Raw genomic sequence first — 14,826 nt, 5'->3', positions numbered from 1 at the left:
CCTATGGAAGACTTTTCATGGCCACTTTAAGCTCTTCTGCTTTTTCGGTATCCAGATGGCTTAATGTATCTACCCTCGCCATTGCTTCGCCATGATTACCGCTGGCTTCAGCAATCATCCCCAGGTAGTAAAAAGCCTGGCTATGCTGGTCGTTCATACTGATCACACGGTGCAGATGTTGTTCAGCTGTGGTGAAATCGCGTGTTTCATACTCTGCGGCAGCGAGGTAAAACCAGGCTTCGGTGTTATGAGGCTCTTTAGCCGTCCATTGTTCGGCAATCACTTTCAGGCCTTGCCAGTCTTTGTGCAAGTAGGGGAAAACCACTTTCATGAAGTAAGGCCACTCGGCAGCCGGTTTGCCCCAGAAAGGCAGTTCGCTCTTCACCACAATGGGACCTGCCGGTTTGCTGATCAATGCCTGGATCCAATCGACTGACATATAGTAGTAATAGGCGTCCTTACCTGGGCTTTTAAGTGTGATCAAGCCAACCAATGCGCCACTGTCATCAAACAGGCCACCGCCACTGGCTCCCTGCCTAAAGGTACTGGTCGCACGCACGATGACAGAATCATCCATGGTAAAAAGACCTTTGACCACGCCACTGGTGCTCACCGGGGCAGCAACAAAACTTGGATAGCCAATGGTGAATACCGGTTGCTCGTACTTGAGCTCACGGCTGGATTTCATGGTGACTGGGGTGAGCGGCAAATCTTCCATTTGCAGCATGCACACATCATGCTCCCAGTCTGGCTTGACACCGACTGCATGGTAAGCGGCACCACCACTCACCACACTGATACTGCTGGCATTCGCGACCACATGGCAGTTAGTGACTACCTGATTTTCAGCCACCACCACGCCAGAGCCCAAACCATATTGACCGTTTTTCAGGCCGACTTGCACGCGCAACACACGACTGTTTAACGCTTGCATCAGCTCGTCTGCTGGCTCCGCCGTCACCGATGTGCTGATGAGTCCTAACAATAATCCGATCATTAACTTCGTCATGTCGTGCTCCAATCCGTGGCGCCCTGGGCAATGACCCGATGGGCATTAAGTAAGTTGGAAAGCTGTTCAAGCTTGTTTTAGCAAGACGTATTCCAACCCTGGAGCTGGCTTTTCCGCACCTTAAAAACGCATGGAAAATCAATGACAAAATAACAAATAATCATTAATAATCAATCAATTAAATACAAAACAACTTTATTTTCATGCATATCACGGAGTGAACAAGAGAGTTTTCTAGCGGTGATACAGCCCAAAATAGCACTATAAAAGTGCATTGCCCTTTATGAATGCACAACCAGGAGGCATTCGAGGTTTAAAGTGGATGCGTGAACATAGCTAACACGGAAACAAATGCAGAAATGTTGCTTTTTTCCGAGCTTAAAACCGATGATGCCAGGGGCTAGTCCCCGTTAGCACAAGGGATGGGGTGGTGACTGTGAGTCATAGAGAATAATGACCAGTCCTAAAATACCGAACACAGATGCAGACTCTGCATGCAATAATCAGGAGCCAAGGCTAGCCGCCGCGCAGTCGCAACCAGTTCACCACATCTTGCAGCAAACGCTGATCTCCACGCAATGGCCTGGCTAGCTTGGCAATCATATCCACGTGGTCATACCCCTGATAAGTGATGAGCTGAACCTGGCCGCCTTTGGCTTCAACGGCATGTGCCAGATTGATGGAATTTCTGGGCCAAACAGTGCGATCCGCAGTGCCTGTGAGCAGAAGCAAGGGCGGATGATGTCCATTGACAAAATTGATGGGTTGAGAAATCCATTCTTGGTCGGCTGGCGCAAAAATGGATTTCAATCGGCTTGAGGTCAATGGCAGAAAATCATAGGCACCAGCCAGCCCAATAGTGCCGACAATCGCGTCGGGCTTCAGGCCGACAGCCGCCAGGTACTCCTCATTAAGAGACAGCATCACTGCCAGATGCGCGCCGGCGGAATGACCCATCATAAATAGGCGTTGCGGATCGCCATGATAATTGGCGATATGTTTTTTAACCCACTGGAGTGCCAGTGCCGGGTCCTGCATCAGTTGGGGAAACTTCACTTCCGGGTAAAGACGATAATCGGCGATCACCGTAAGATATCCCTGCGCAGTGAGTGCCTCTGCCACAAACAAATAATCATTCTTGCTCCCCGAGTCCCAGCTGCCGCCGTAAAAAAACACCACTACCGGGAGTGATTTTCCGGAAAGCAAACGAGGTCGATAGATATCCAGTTTTTGCCGAGGCAAGTCTCCAAAAGGAATATCCGGTAAGATCTCCATCTGACGCTTGGGAATCATGGCATTCAATATGGCAACCGGCCTGCAGGCCGTGACCAGCATTCCCAACAAGCCACTAACCCACCCTCTTGCTATCGCATTAATATTTTTCGCAGACATTTCAGAACAGACTAAAGCAGCAGGAAAAGATTCCCTGTTTCAATCACCATGCTTGATACGCATTTAAAACTCAGGGATGCGCGATAAATACCCGGTTACGGCCTTGCTGCTTGGCTGTATAGAGTGCTGCATCCGCCATCTTCATCAAATGCGCCATGCCTTGCTGCTCACCTAGCTGAGATGTAGACACCAGGCCAAACGAAGCCGTGTAATGGATTTTCTCTCCCTGATCCGTCATGACACTGTGATCAATCTCGGCGCGTAAACGCTCAATCACGCGCGCCGCTTCATGCAGATCCGTCATCGGCATCAGGATGCCAAACTCTTCACCGCCCAGTCGGCCGACAATATCGCTAGTACGCAAAGCGTTGACACACCTGAGGCAAAAGTTCTGCAACACCAGGTCGCCAGCATGATGCCCGTGTTGGTCGTTGATTTTCTTAAAATGGTCAATGTCTACCATTGCAAATGAGAACGGCAACTCATAACGCTGGCTGCGCCGGATTTCAGATTCAAGCTCGTGGATGAAATGCCGCCTGTTGGCAATACCCGTCAAGAAATCGGTAAAGGCAAACTTGTCAGCCTCAATATGTAATTGATAGATACGCCAGGCAACAAAGGCTCCCACCCCAACAAAGAGGCTCAGAAGTAAAGCGGCATAACTTAAACCACGCTTGGTATGCTGTTCCAGACGCTGCTGGCTCTCATTGACATACTCAATTGCACGCTGATGCGCATGTTTGAGAATAATCTCGTTTAGACCAGCCACCTTGGCAAAGCGGGCTGTCCACTCGGTTTCAATCAGCTGGTTAGCCTCAGCATAACGAGCAGCGGAGAGCTTTTGCAACACCTGCTCACGAACATTTCCCAACAAGGCAAGCTGCTGTTTGAGTTGCATGACCTGTTGGGGGTCATGGGAATAACTACGGGTGATGGTTGCAATCTTCTGCTGAGCCCGTTGCTCGCATGCATTAATCAATGCCTCAGCATTTGCCAGTTGTTGGCGGTCTGCCTGGATCAGTGTGACATACAGCAGATGACTGCGAATCTGGTAGAGATCAGCCTCCAGTGCGAGGGCTGCGTTTGCCACGGCAAAAGGGTATTCATAAAGTTTGCGCGTGGTCTGGTGCATCTCGCGCATGCTGGAAAAGTAAATCCAGATGAATAACAATGCACCGACAAAAGCAATCAGGAACCCGGCAATCAGGATATACAATACCGCACGTTTTCGTGGTCTATTCATGCGCTCTGTCCAGGTCACTCGTTTGCAAGTTTAAGAAACGCGACTGTTTCCAGGGTTAAGAACCCAGTAGCGTCGTGATGACTGCCCACTCTTTGGGATCGACGGGTGTAATCGATAAACGGTTCCCTTTTTGCAAGGTGCGCATATTTGCCAGTTCAGGGATTTCACGCATCTCCTTCAAACTCAGCAATCGGGTTTTACGCACCAGCTTGACATCCACATTCACCCAGCGCGGATTCTCTGGTGTGGATTTTGGATCAAAATACTTATGTCCTTCTATGAACTGGAACTTGTCCGGGTAAGCCAGTTGGCTCACTTCGCAGATCCCCACAATGCCGGGTTCGTCACAATTAGAGTGGTAAAACAGTACACCATCGCCGACTTTCATCTGGTCACGCATAAAGTTGCGTGCCTGGTAATTTCGCACGCCATACCAATCCACCGTCTGATTGGGAAACCCAGCCAAATCATCAATAGAAACATCCGAGGGCTCGGATTTCATCAACCAGTAACGCGCCATGCTTTAAAACCTTCTGCTGTCCATCAAATGCCAGTATCATAAACCAAGTTATAGTTCAGCTCACAATCATGAAAAAAAACGTTCTCGGTACACTTCTTATTCCTTGCAGCATGCAGCCCATCACTGGCTTTATGCGCGATGGCTGTTGTGGATTTCATCCCGAAGATCTTGGCAGGCACACCGTGTGTGCCGAGATGACTGATGAGTTTCTGGCTTTTTCTCAAGCACAAGGCAATGATTTATCAACTCCGGTGGCTGAATATGGGTTTCCCGGACTCAAAGCCGGGGATCGCTGGTGCTTGTGTGCACGGCGCTGGCTGGAAGCCAGCGAAGCGGGGTACGCGCCGCCAGTCATTTTGGAATCCTGCGATGAAAGCTGTCTGGAGGTAGTCAGCCTGGCTGACCTGATGTATCACGCATTGCGCTAAATGACCGAGATCAAGTGATCTCATAAAAGAGATGTGCTAAGGGGTTACCTGAGCCGCTAATCCTGAACCAAAAAGTTCAGGTGGTAACAGCCTAAGGTACATTAGGTTCACACGCCAAGGGCGTCTTAAAAGACTACCCAACTTAGTGCGATCTCACAGCACCTGATGAGCCGAAACCTATAACAAAGACTAGTTCAAGGAATTTTGGACTCAGGCAACGCCTTAGCACACCGTATTTTTATGATACGCCATTTAGTAAACATGACGATGAAAAATTTGTGAAATGAAGCGGATTACAACAACTTATGCTGGCCGGACAACACATCGTCAATCTGCTGCTGCATGTCGGTAATGCGCTTTTTCACATCGCCCACATCCACGCCACCAGTGCGGGTATTCAGCAACTCGTGTGTGATATTCAATGCCGCCATAATCGCAATACGCTCAACACTAACCATTTTGCCAGCGTCGCGAATTTCACGCATTTTACCATCCAGATAGCCGACAGCTTGCAACAAACTGTCCCGCTCCTCATCGGTACAGGTCACGCTAAACGCGCGGCCCATGATTTCGATATCAATAGGATTGGAAGCCATGATTAACGACCTTCCTCAGGCAATGCCGACAACAATCTCTCAAGCTGCACGCTGGCTTGCGTCATATTCAACTTAAGTGACTGCGACTCCTGATGCAAACGTGTGACCTCCTGACGTAACTCCACGTTTTCGTCACGCAGCTGCCCACACAAAGCAACCAGCTTGGTGACACGCTCTTCAAGACTTTTTAAATCGGCATCCATCAGCCCATTATCTTTTAAAAAAACGAGTGTGGTCAATAGCTAAGCGCATTTTTTCAAAGTAAATTAAGAATGTATGACTCCCTCCTCAAGACGGGTTCGCTAGTAAAGGAGCAGCCTTTAGACTAAAATGCGCCAAGTTGTCAGGTGCCCAAGTCTGTGTTCTTGCAGACAAAGGTGAAACTGGGAAACAGGTGCGTGAAGCCATTCACAATGCCTGTGCTGCCCCCGCAACGGTAAGCAAGTGCGGGTCTATCCACATGCCACTGAGTTCAAACTCGGGAAGGCGATAGATCAAAACTTGCCAGCCCGGAGACCGGCCTAGCAACCAAATCGCATGGAAATACCGCGGGGTGACGGTGACTCTAAAAAATGGCACTTTGATTTAATTGAAGTGCCTGTTTGGCTTTTAGTCGTCAATACACATCCCAGGTTTCCACTTTATGTTCTGCATGCGGGGTCGTATGCATTATCGGAAACAAATATGAATAAAAAAATCATTTTGGGACTCATCGCCCTTTACCCAGCCATGTCCTTGGCTCAAGAGGTTTTTTCTGAAAACACCTCCAATCTCGCTTCACTGTCATTGGACGAAGTGAACGTAACCGCAGCAAGAATCCCGGTGTCAACCAAAACGGCGACTGGTGACATCACAGTGATCACGCATGACGAGATTGAAAGAATGAAAGGCAGCTCGCTGCCAGACCTACTCAGATTACAGCCCGGCTTGCAGATTTCCACCAATGGCGGCATGGGCACGGCCAGCAGTGTATTTATACGTGGCACCAATGCGGAACAACTGATTGTGCTTATCGATGGACTGAGAGTCAACTCCGCGACACTGGGAACCACTGCCTTCGAAAACCTGCCATTATCATTAATAGAAAGAATTGAAATTCTACGTGGCCCTGCTTCCAGCCTTTATGGCGCTGATGCTATTGGCGGCGTTATCCAGATTTTTACTCGACGCGCAAAAACCGACCAGACCCTCTTTTACGGTAGTGTAGGTGCTGGCAGTTACGACACATACACCGGCAGCGCAGGATTCGATAGCCGCTATCAGGCACTACAATTTGGTGCTCAAATGAGCAGTTATGATACGAGAGGCATTTCTGCAAAAAAACGTCCACCGCAAGCGATTGACCGTGACCGTGATGGCTATAACAATCTGAGCGGTACGGCTTATGCAGACCTAGAGCTTGCAGAAGGCCATAGCCTCGGTTTGCGCTTTATGGAGTCTGATGGCCAAAATCAGTTTGATAATGCCTATCGCAACTACTCCACCACCAACCAGCAAACCTATGGTGCGACACTGAAAAACCGGCTGACTGAGCATTGGACGAGCACATTGAAATATGGCATCGGGCGTGAGCGCTCATTCAGTTTAAACAGCGCGAGCAGCCGCAGTAAATTCGACTCAGAACAAACCCAGATTACCTGGCAACATGATTACACGCTGCCGTTCGGCACATTGACCTTTGCCTACGACAGGCTAGAGCAAGATGTCCTAACTTTTTCAAATGGCAACCCCAGCATAGACAAGACGCGTAACGATGACGGCTTTATGCTTGGCTTCGTTGGCAATCACGAAGCGCACAGCATTCAACTCTCAGCACGTGAAGATCACAACACCCAATATGGCAACTACGTCACCGGTGACGCAGGTTATGGCTACGCCATCTCACCCGAGTGGCAAATCACGGCTCAATATGCATCAGCCTTCAGGGCACCTACGTTTAACCAATTGTATTTTCCAAGCTTTGGTGACCCGGCTCTGAAACCGGAAAAATCGGATAACGTTGAAGCGAGCCTACGCTATCAAACCTCGGCTATTCAGGCCAAGCTGACCATATTTGAAAATCATATCCGCGACCTGATACAGAATGCAGGCCCTGCAACATCAGGCTGTAGTTTTGCAGGATTCTGCCCAACCAATGCAGGCAAGGTAGAAATCAAAGGGATCACTGCTGAAAGCAGCATCGTGTTAAACCCTCAGTGGCAACTCACAGGAAACTTAACTATTCAGTCTCCACGCAACGATGACACAGATAATTTGCTAGTAAGAAGAAGTCAGCGTTATGGCAACCTGCAATTGCAATACAAATCTGGCGACTGGGATGTTGGCACCGAGGTGACTGCCGCCTCGCAACGCTACAACGACGCGGACAATAACTTAAAACTAGGGGGCTATGCCCTTATCAACGCTTCGCTCGGTTATAAACTGAATAATCACTGGAAAGTTCTGGCTCGAGCTAATAACATCCTGGATAAAAACTATGTGCTGGCAGCGGCCTCATCCACTGTCGATTACAACACCATGGGCACTAATATCTTTGTGAGCCTGAACTACGACATGAAGTAACCCCGTAAAGGTGGATTTTGCCCAAGCCTGATCGAATTGGGCTAAAATTCACCCCTTGTGATTAATCTTAATTTTGGAGACGCTGGCATGCCACGTAACATTTCAACCCAATCTCTGGCAATTGCGCTTGTCATTGCACTGATGGTCATCGTCACACGTGGGCATCATTTCGCTTCTATCGATTTTTTGCCTAGCGCGTCTTACGCAGCGTTTTTTATTGCCGGTTACTACCTGCGCTCTACTATCCTATTTGTTGCATTACTGGCTTTGTGTGCTGGTCTGGATATGGCAGCCGTGACTTGGGGTGGCGTGAGCAACTTTTGCGTGACCCCGGCTTATGGCTTTTTGTTGCCAGCGTATGGCACGATGTGGCTGGCAGGTCGCTGGCTGGCAGACAACACAAGCTGGGCTTTTAGCAGCTTGTTTAAACTGACGGGTGTCGTCGTGGTTGCAGCAGCGATTGCTGAGTTGTTCTCAAGTGGTGGTTTCTACTTCTTTGGTGGCCGTTACCCTGACCCAAGCTTTGCTGAATTTATACCACGTTTGGTCAAATACTTCCCTAAACAATTGGAAGCGATTGCATTCTGGGTGGTAGTTGCGCTGATCGCGCATGTGGTGTTTGGCCTGGCAAAGCGCTCAGTGCAAGAAAAAGCGTAAACGTTCATGGAGACCAGTGACCGCGACAGCCGCCACAAGGCGCGCATGATCCGCAAAAAAGCGGTCATTGACGAAAAAATCGAGCAGGCCAATCAGGAAAAAGGCCTGCTCCTCATTCTCACCGGCAACGGCAAAGGCAAAAGCTCTTCCGCTTTTGGCATGGTAGCCCGCTCATTGGGCCACGGCATGCGTGTCGGCGTGGCACAATTCATCAAAGGCCGCTCAGATACCGGCGAAGAAGCCTTTTTCCGCCAACACCCAACGGTGACCTGGCATGTGCTGGGCGAAGGCTTCACCTGGAACACGCAAGACCGCCAGCGCGATACCGAAACGGCCATGCGCGGCTGGCAAATCGTGGCCGAGATGCTGCAAGATCCTGCGATCAATCTTGTGGTGTTGGACGAACTCACTTACACCTTCAAATACGGTTACCTCGACGAGCAAATGGTGCTGGATGCCATAGCCAACCGCCCACCCATGCAACATGTGGTGATCACTGGCCGTGGCGCGTCCGAGGCGTTGAGAAACGCTGCCGACACCGTGTCTGAACTCATGGACGTGAAGCATGCCTGGCGCGCAGGCATCAAGGCCCAGGCCGGGATAGACCTGTAATGCAACAACCATCAAGATGCCATGCCATGCTGATGGCGGCTCCGGCGTCGGGGCAAGGTAAAACCATGACCACGGCCGCATTGGCACGGGCCTATAAAAACCGTGGCCTGCGCGTACAGGCATTCAAATGTGGCCCAGATTTTATCGACGGCATGATCTTGCAAGTCGCCACTGGCAAACCCGTCTATAACCTCGACCTTGGCATGTGTGGTGAAACCGATGCGCAACGCTTGCTCTATCAAGCTGCGCAAGAAAATGACGTGATTTTACTGGAAGGTGTGATGGGCTTGTATGATGGCACACCATCTTGTGCCGATATCGCCGAGCGTTTTGGTATCCCGGTCTCCTTGGTCATTAACGCAAAAGCCATGGCACAGACCTTTGCTGCGATTGCTTATGGTTTATACGCGTTTCGGCCCGCGCTACAACGCGCTGGCGTCATCGCCAACCAGGTCGGCAGCGAAGGTCATGCCAATATGATCAAGGCCGCTTTGCCAGCAGATGTACCCTGGCTGGGCGCCATGAAAAACGACCCGCAACTGAGCTTGCCTGAACGTCACCTGGGTTTGCATCTGGCACAGGAAATTAGCGATATTGACCAGCGCATAGAAGCAGCGGCACAACTGCTGGGGCAAGAGACTCCATTACCGCCTGCAGTGCAATTTTCAGCGCCAGAACCGCACACAGTCACGCCACTGTTACAGGGTAAAACCATCGCAGTCGCCAAAGATGCAGCCTTCTGCTTCACTTATCAGGCCAACCTCGATCTGCTGCAAACCCTGGGTGCAACCATTCAGTTTTTCTCACCCTTGCAGGATGCGCAATTTCCTGAGGCAGATGCTTACTGGCTCCCGGGCGGTTACCCTGAGCTGCATCTGGATCAACTGCAACACAACACCGCCATGCGCGAAGGTTTGCAAGCTGCTGCTCAGTCTAAGAAACCCATCTTGGCCGAATGTGGCGGTATGCTCGCCCTGAGCGACACGCTGAATGGACAACCGGTATTCGGCCTGTTGCCAGGTACCGCCGAAATTCAACCCAAACTACAAGGTCTGGGGACACAACATGTCACATTTGCTGCTGAAGGCAAAGAACCAGCAAGCATAGGCGCACATACCTTTCACTATGGGCGTTTTGACACCGATTTACCGGTGATTGCACAAGGCAAAGGCAAATATGGCGCCGGTGAGCCGGTCTATCAACAAGGCAGCATCACGGCCAGCTTTTTGCACTTTTACTTCCCATCTAACCCGGCCCTGGCCGCACAGTTTTTCCTGCCATGAGTTTTGCTTATTCTGAGGCCGATAAAGCGGCCATTTACAAAGTAATTGCCGAGCGGCGCGATATGCGGCATTTTCTGCCGACGCCGATTGCGCCCGAGTTACTGCAAAAACTGCTCCACGCCGCACATCATGCGCCTAGCGTCGGTCTCATGCAGCCTTGGCGTTTTATCCGAATTAGCGATGCCACTTTGCGCCAGTCCATTCATAAACTGGTTGATGAAGAGCGCAAACAGACAGCCGAAGCCATTGGCGAAGTTGAAAACACCGCGCGCATGGCCGAGTTTATGCGCCTCAAAGTGGAAGGCATTCTGGACTGTGGTGAAGTGTTGGTCGCCACTTTATGTGACCAGCGCGAACAACATATTTTTGGCCGTCGTACACTGCCGGAAATGGATCTTGCTTCGGTCAGCTGTGCGATCCAAAACTTGTGGCTGGCGGCACGTGCAGAAGGCATAGGCATGGGCTGGGTCAGCCTGTTTGACCCGCAACAATTGGCGCAGTTATTGAATATGCCTGAGGGCGCCAAACCGGTAGCGATTTTATGCCTGGGCTATGTGAATACATTTTACAAATCACCCATGCTGGTGGAAGAAGGCTGGACCACAGAAAAACCGCTTTCTGACATGCTGATGGAAAACGGCTGGCAGACCACGCAAGGAAAGCAACCATGAAACGCTGGCCTGAGCGTATCGTTTGCCTGACCACTGAAACCGTCGAAGTGCTCTACCTGCTCGGTGAGCAAGACCGCATTGTGGGTATTTCAGGCTTCACCACGCGCCCAGCGATTGCGCGCAAAGAGAAACCCAAGATCAGCGCCTTCACCAGTGCCAATATTGAAAAAATCCTGGCACTGCAACCAGACCTGGTGCTGTGTTTCTCCAACTTGCAGGCTGAGATTGCAGCCTCACTGATCAAAGCCGGTTGCCAGGTACATGTGTTTAACCAGCGCAGCCTGGATGAAACGTTGCAGATGATATTGACCGTCGGCGATCTGGTTGGCGCCAGCGACAAGGCACAGCAGCTAGTGGACACTTACCAGGCACAACTGGCAGCTGCCCGACAGCAAGCGGCCACCTGGACACGCAAACCCAAGGTGTATTTTGAAGAGTGGGATGTGCCCATGATGTGCAGTATCCGCTGGGCGGCTGAGCTGATTGAAGCGGCTGGTGGTGAGGATTGCTTCCCGGAACTCAGCCCCTTTCATAGCGCACGTGACCGCACAGTCACGGCAGAACAAGTGCTGGCCAGGCAACCGGATATCATCATCGGCTCCTGGTGTGGCAAAAAATTTCAGCCAGAAAAAGTCAAAGCACGCGCAGGCTGGCAAGTCATGCCTGCGATTCGTGACGGGCATGTTTACGAAATCAAATCTGTTGATATCTTGCAGCCTGGCCCCGCCCTGTTTAGCGAAGGCCTGCCGCAACTGCAGGCAATTATTCAACGCTGGCAACAGCAAAGGAGCGACACATGAGCACCCATTTGATTTTAGGCGGTGCCCGCAGTGGCAAAAGTGTTTATGCCGAGCGCCTGGCCTCGGCACTTGAATTACCGGTGACGTATATTGCCACCGCACAAGTGTATGACGACGAATTTGCGCAACGTGTTGAGCACCACAAAACCCGGCGTCCGCCTTACTGGGGGCTGGTGGAAGCGCCATTCAACCTTGGGCAGACTTTACTCGACAACGATGCGCCAGACACCTGCCTGATTGTCGATTGTTTAACCCTGTGGCTGGCGCAGTGCATCTGTCCAGATTGCGACAAACCGGAACGGCTGGATTGGCAGGCAGAAAAACAGGCCTTGCTGGCCGCGCTGCCACAGCTACAGGCGCATGTGTTTCTGGTGAGTAACGAGGTCGGCATGGGCATCGTTCCGCTCGGTGAAATCAACCGCCAGTTCCAGGATGAGCAAGGCCGTTTAAACCAGCATGTAGCAGCGGTTGCTAATCACGTCAGCTTTATTGCGGCAGGCTTGCCGCTAAAGCTTAAATAACAAGAAAGACCTTTATGAAAAAGCTTTCCCTCGCCCTCATCGCTTTAGTCACAACTTTGGCTGCCGAGGCGCATGTGCCGTTTTTAAAACCTAACCAGTTCAACGTCACCCATCATCGGCTGACCATTGAATCCGCGTTTACCGAGTTCCCTTTCCAGGCTGACTTTGCCATGGACTCGCCAAACTTTAGCATCACTTCACCACGTGGCGAAACCACGGCCATCAAGCCTATTGCCAAAACCAAGGCTGCTGTGTACCTGGAACCGGAACTCAAGGAGGAAGGCACTTACCGTATCAGCACTGGCCAACGTTTAGGGCCTGTTTATAAAGCGGTGGAGACGCCTGATAAAAAACTGTATTTTGCGGCAGATATGAAGCGGGTCAGCGGTAAGCCAACCACCATGAATTACTACAGCTATGCCGATACTTATATTTTCAAAGGGCAACAAAAATACAAGCCCGTACCTTTGAATAAAGGCTTGGAGATCATCCCTTTGGCCTCGCCAAATGGGGTGATATTAGGGGGTGAGTTAAGTTTGCAAGTGTTGGAAAATGGCAAGCCGGTGCCGAATGCGCGCATTATCGTGGTCACCGATAACGAGCACTTTAGCAAGCGCCGGATTGAAGACCTGTATGATGTTGAAAACGTGCGGACGTCCAATCTTCATACCAATCAGCAAGGCGAATTTACCTTCAAACCGCAAAAAGCCGGGCTCACCTTTCTCTTTGTGACGGTGCATCACCAGCTCAATGAAAATCTGTGGGAAAGCCAGAATGCCTCGCTGACGCTGGAAGTGAATTTGCCCCCAGAAAATACAAACAAGCCTTAAAATGACTGCTTTAAAAGATCGATGAGATAAAACATGGCAACAACGACTTTTCAACTGAGAGGCGAATATATCGCGCTGTGTGATTTGCTCAAACTGGAAGGCGTGGCCGACAGCGGCGGCCAAGGCAAGTCCATGGTCGCAGAAGGCTTGATCAAGGTAGATGGCGCTATCGAGCGTCGGAAAACCGCCAAAATCCGTGCCGGACAGGTGGTACAGGCGTTTGAGCAGACCATCAAGGTCGTTGCTGGTTAAGCTGGCACAAAGTCTTTGGGCAAGTAAGGGGCAAGCGCTGACCAGTTGAAGTGCTGCTGCACGCTGTCTGCCAGCTTCTCCAGACTTTCTTCACGCAATTGCGTGTAGTCATAATCCACCTGTGTAGCTAACCCCGCCCATTGCAACCATGCCGCGCACGCTTGTGGATGGTCAAACAGACCATGTACGTAACTACCAGCCACCTGGCCATCTTCTGAGCGCGCACCTTCCGCAAGACCGTCTATCAGGTGTACCGGATGCTTCAAGGCTGGCCCGCAGCTCACCCCCATATGAATCTCATAGCCTTGCAATTCTGCATCGGCAAAAGCCAGCTTGCCACAAACTTGTTTGAGCTGCTTATGGGGTTCAAGGGTCGTTTCCATTGGCAGCCAACCCAAGCCTGCGCTACTGCCAGCTTCGCCTTCGATCGCCAACGGATCATGCAATTGCTCGCCCAACATCTGAAAGCCGCCACAAATTCCTAGCACTTTGCCGCCATAACGTAAGTGTCGGGCAATGACTGCTTCCCAGCCATGCTCTCGCAAGGCAGCCAGGTCGCCACGTACATTCTTGCTACCGGGCAGAATGATTAAATCTGCCGCAGGAATAGGCTCATTGAAACGTACAAACTTAAGGTCTACTTGCGGGTGTAATCGCAGGGCATCAAAGTCAGTGTGATTGGCGATATGCGGCAATACGGGGACGACCACGGTCAGCTGAATATCGTTTTTTTTAGTATGGCCTTTGGCGACCGCATCTTCGGCTTCCAGGTGCAAGTCATGCATGTAGGGTAACACACCGATCACCGGTTTGCCGGTGCGTTCCTCCAGCCAATCCAGCCCTGGTTTCAGCAGGGCAATATCACCGCGGAATTTGTTAATCACAAAGCCAACTACCCTGGACTGTTCGCTTTCCGATAACAAGGCCAATGTGCCGACCAGGTGCGCAAACACGCCACCTTTATCAATATCCGCCACCAGGATCACCGGGCAATCAACTGCCTCAGCAAAGCCCATATTGGCAATATCGTTGGCGCGCAGGTTGATTTCTGCCGGGCTGCCTGCGCCTTCGACTACGATACAAGCATACTGTTGCTGTAAGCGCTGGTATGATTGCAGCACGGCTTGCATGGCTGTTTTTTTGTAGTCGTGGTAAGTACTCGCTTCCTGGTTGCCCACCACCCTACCATGAATAATCACCTGGCAGCCGGTGTCCGAGTTAGGCTTGAGCAGCACCGGGTTCATATCGGTATGCGGCGGCAATCCGCAGGCCATGGCTTGCACCGCCTGCGCGCGGCCAATCTCACCACCATCTTCAGTCACCGCCGCATTCAAGGCCATGTTTTGCGGCTTGAATGGCACGACGGCCACCCCGCTGCGGTACAATACGCGGCACAATCCAGCTACCAGCGTACTTTTACCGGCATCCGACGTGGTGCCCTGAACCATTA

The 14,826-nt window shown here is 51.1% G+C and carries 17 protein-coding genes and 1 riboswitch; of the genes, 10 read left to right on the top strand and 7 right to left on the bottom strand.

From position 1 onward, the window contains the following. Position 1: 1 nt before the first annotated feature. The 4 genes from ACJ67_RS01765 to ACJ67_RS01750 form a co-directional block, all read right to left on the bottom strand. Positions 2-1,009, bottom strand: coding sequence for a serine protease (locus ACJ67_RS01765; RefSeq protein ID WP_197080643.1), 1,008 nt, complete (start codon positions 1,007-1,009; stop codon positions 2-4). A gap of 516 nt (positions 1,010-1,525) precedes the next feature. Further along, on the bottom strand, positions 1,526-2,401 hold the full coding sequence (locus tag ACJ67_RS01760) for an alpha/beta hydrolase (protein ID WP_049637632.1): 876 nt from the start codon (positions 2,399-2,401) through the stop codon (positions 1,526-1,528). A 70-nt stretch (positions 2,402-2,471) separates the two neighbouring features. Further along, positions 2,472-3,644: a diguanylate cyclase gene (locus tag ACJ67_RS01755; protein ID WP_049639715.1), complete on the bottom strand. Its 1,173-nt coding sequence runs from the start codon at positions 3,642-3,644 to the stop codon at positions 2,472-2,474. Positions 3,645-3,699: 55 nt separating this feature from the next. Beyond that, positions 3,700-4,164 carry an EVE domain-containing protein gene (locus ACJ67_RS01750; RefSeq protein WP_049637631.1) on the bottom strand — a complete coding sequence of 155 codons (465 nt, stop codon included), beginning with the start codon at positions 4,162-4,164 and terminating at the stop codon, positions 3,700-3,702. Positions 4,165-4,232: 68 nt separating this feature from the next. Between ACJ67_RS01750 and ACJ67_RS01745 the strand changes: the two genes are divergently transcribed. Continuing rightward, on the top strand, positions 4,233-4,592 hold the full coding sequence (locus tag ACJ67_RS01745; RefSeq protein WP_049637630.1) for a DUF2237 family protein: 360 nt from the start codon (positions 4,233-4,235) through the stop codon (positions 4,590-4,592). Positions 4,593-4,885: 293 nt separating this feature from the next. Here the strand turns inward: ACJ67_RS01745 and ACJ67_RS01740 are convergent, their stop codons facing one another. Further along, positions 4,886-5,188, bottom strand: coding sequence for a cell division protein ZapA (locus ACJ67_RS01740; protein ID WP_049637629.1), 303 nt, complete (start codon positions 5,186-5,188; stop codon positions 4,886-4,888). A gap of 2 nt (positions 5,189-5,190) precedes the next feature. Beyond that, positions 5,191-5,427, bottom strand: a complete 237-nt coding sequence (locus ACJ67_RS01735; RefSeq protein ID WP_018986771.1) for a hypothetical protein — start codon at positions 5,425-5,427, stop codon at positions 5,191-5,193. Positions 5,428-5,530: 103 nt separating this feature from the next. Continuing rightward, positions 5,531-5,728, top strand: a riboswitch (cobalamin riboswitch). A 144-nt stretch (positions 5,729-5,872) separates the two neighbouring features. On the opposite strand from ACJ67_RS01735, the gene ACJ67_RS01730 reads away from it, so the two are divergent. From ACJ67_RS01730 to ACJ67_RS01690, 9 genes are all read left to right on the top strand, one after another. Further along, positions 5,873-7,750, top strand: a complete 1,878-nt coding sequence (locus ACJ67_RS01730) for a TonB-dependent receptor domain-containing protein (RefSeq protein ID WP_049637628.1) — start codon at positions 5,873-5,875, stop codon at positions 7,748-7,750. Positions 7,751-7,837: 87 nt separating this feature from the next. Beyond that, entirely contained in the window at positions 7,838-8,407 is a 570-nt protein-coding gene (locus ACJ67_RS01725; protein ID WP_049637627.1) for a hypothetical protein, read from the top strand. Positions 8,408-8,413: 6 nt separating this feature from the next. Next, positions 8,414-9,019, top strand: coding sequence for a cob(I)yrinic acid a,c-diamide adenosyltransferase (cobO, locus tag ACJ67_RS01720; protein ID WP_049637626.1), 606 nt, complete (start codon positions 8,414-8,416; stop codon positions 9,017-9,019). Continuing rightward, complete coding sequence (locus tag ACJ67_RS01715; protein ID WP_049637625.1) at positions 9,019-10,302, top strand: cobyrinate a,c-diamide synthase; 1,284 nt, start codon at positions 9,019-9,021, stop codon at positions 10,300-10,302. The genes cobO and ACJ67_RS01715 overlap by 1 nt, the downstream gene beginning before the upstream one ends. Beyond that, on the top strand, positions 10,299-10,973 hold the full coding sequence (gene bluB / locus ACJ67_RS01710; protein ID WP_049637624.1) for a 5,6-dimethylbenzimidazole synthase: 675 nt from the start codon (positions 10,299-10,301) through the stop codon (positions 10,971-10,973). The genes ACJ67_RS01715 and bluB overlap by 4 nt, the downstream gene beginning before the upstream one ends. Next, positions 10,970-11,773, top strand: coding sequence for a cobalamin-binding protein (locus ACJ67_RS01705; RefSeq protein ID WP_049637623.1), 804 nt, complete (start codon positions 10,970-10,972; stop codon positions 11,771-11,773). The genes bluB and ACJ67_RS01705 overlap by 4 nt, the downstream gene beginning before the upstream one ends. Then, positions 11,770-12,294, top strand: coding sequence for a bifunctional adenosylcobinamide kinase/adenosylcobinamide-phosphate guanylyltransferase (cobU, locus tag ACJ67_RS01700; protein WP_049637622.1), 525 nt, complete (start codon positions 11,770-11,772; stop codon positions 12,292-12,294). Before ACJ67_RS01705 ends, cobU begins: the two co-directional genes overlap by 4 nt. 14 nt (positions 12,295-12,308) lie before the next feature. Further along, positions 12,309-13,124 (top strand): DUF4198 domain-containing protein, encoded by an 816-nt coding sequence (locus ACJ67_RS01695; protein WP_049637621.1) that lies wholly within the window; start codon positions 12,309-12,311, stop codon positions 13,122-13,124. 33 nt (positions 13,125-13,157) lie between these two features. Then, complete coding sequence (locus ACJ67_RS01690; protein ID WP_018986780.1) at positions 13,158-13,376, top strand: RNA-binding S4 domain-containing protein; 219 nt, start codon at positions 13,158-13,160, stop codon at positions 13,374-13,376. Here the strand turns inward: ACJ67_RS01690 and ACJ67_RS01685 are convergent. Beyond that, positions 13,373-14,824, bottom strand: coding sequence for a cobyric acid synthase (locus ACJ67_RS01685; protein ID WP_049639714.1), 1,452 nt, complete (start codon positions 14,822-14,824; stop codon positions 13,373-13,375). The genes ACJ67_RS01690 and ACJ67_RS01685 overlap by 4 nt on opposite strands. Positions 14,825-14,826 lie beyond the last annotated feature (2 nt).

This window comes from Methylophilus sp. TWE2 (genome assembly GCF_001183865.1).
Taxonomy (GTDB): Bacteria; Pseudomonadota; Gammaproteobacteria; order Burkholderiales; family Methylophilaceae; genus Methylophilus.
The sequence above is the reverse complement of the archived record's forward strand: the minus strand, read 5'-3'. Positions and strand labels throughout refer to the sequence as shown.